The organism is Actinoplanes sp. ATCC 53533 (assembly GCF_003947245.1).
In genome coordinates this window covers 1-896 of the sequence record NZ_QHHV01000651.1, presented here as the reverse complement: position 1 = coordinate 896, position 896 = coordinate 1, and the positions used below count along the sequence as shown (strand labels likewise).

1 protein-coding gene is annotated in these 896 nt (G+C 66.0%); it reads right to left on the bottom strand.

Features of this window, described 5'->3' with window-relative positions; translation table 11 throughout:
* Nucleotides 1–6 precede the first annotated feature (6 nt).
* Nucleotides 7–896 (bottom strand): AMP-binding protein (locus DMB66_RS60470; RefSeq protein ID WP_148113010.1); only part of this gene is annotated, 890 nt, incomplete at its 5' end.

Genomic DNA, 896 nt, shown 5'->3' with positions numbered 1-896 from the left:
CCGCGGTCAGATCAGGCCGGCCGTGATAACCCCGGACCACACCCATCCACCCACGAGCAACTCACCGGTGACACCGACCTCGGCCAACTCACCGGCGTAATCCACCACGAACATCCACGTGTTCGGGATCGGCCGGCCGATCGGCACCGTCCGCGTCGAGACCAGCCCGTCGGCCTGGAACACCGAATTGGCCACCGTCACCTCGGTCGGCCCGTACTCGTTGAGCACCACCACGTCCGGGGCCAACCGCCGCCAATACTCCAACGACGCCGCCGAGAACGACTCGGCCCCGACCACCACCGTCGCGGCCAACCCCGCCGCCTCGGCCGGTGTCAACTGCGCGGTCAACAAATCCAGATGCGACGGGGTGAGCTTGATGAACGAGTACGGCCCACCAGCGACGAGCAACTCCCCCAACCGGGCGATGTCGAACCCCTCCGGTAACAGATGAACGGTCTGACCGGCGATCAACGGGCCGAACAGATTCGGCACCACCGCGTCGAACCCGATCGAGGAGAACACCGGCGCCCCACCCACACCACGACCGGAATAGCCCTCCACACACCAACGGACGAAGTTCGCCAGCCCTCCGTGCTCGACCAGCACCCCCTTCGGCCGGCCCGTCGAGCCCGACGTATAGATCACATACGCCAACGACTCCGCCGAAGTCGACCGCACCGGATCCGTGACCGGGAACCCCTCGACCACAACCGTGTCAACACACACCAACCGGCCTTCATAACCCCGGAACCGGCCCATGAGACTGCCCTGCGTCAACACCACCCGGGCACCGGTATCAGCGATCATGAACCCGATCCGGTCCACCGGGAACCCCGGATCCAACGGCACATACGCCCCACCGGCCTTCAACACCGCCAGCAACGCCACCACCATGT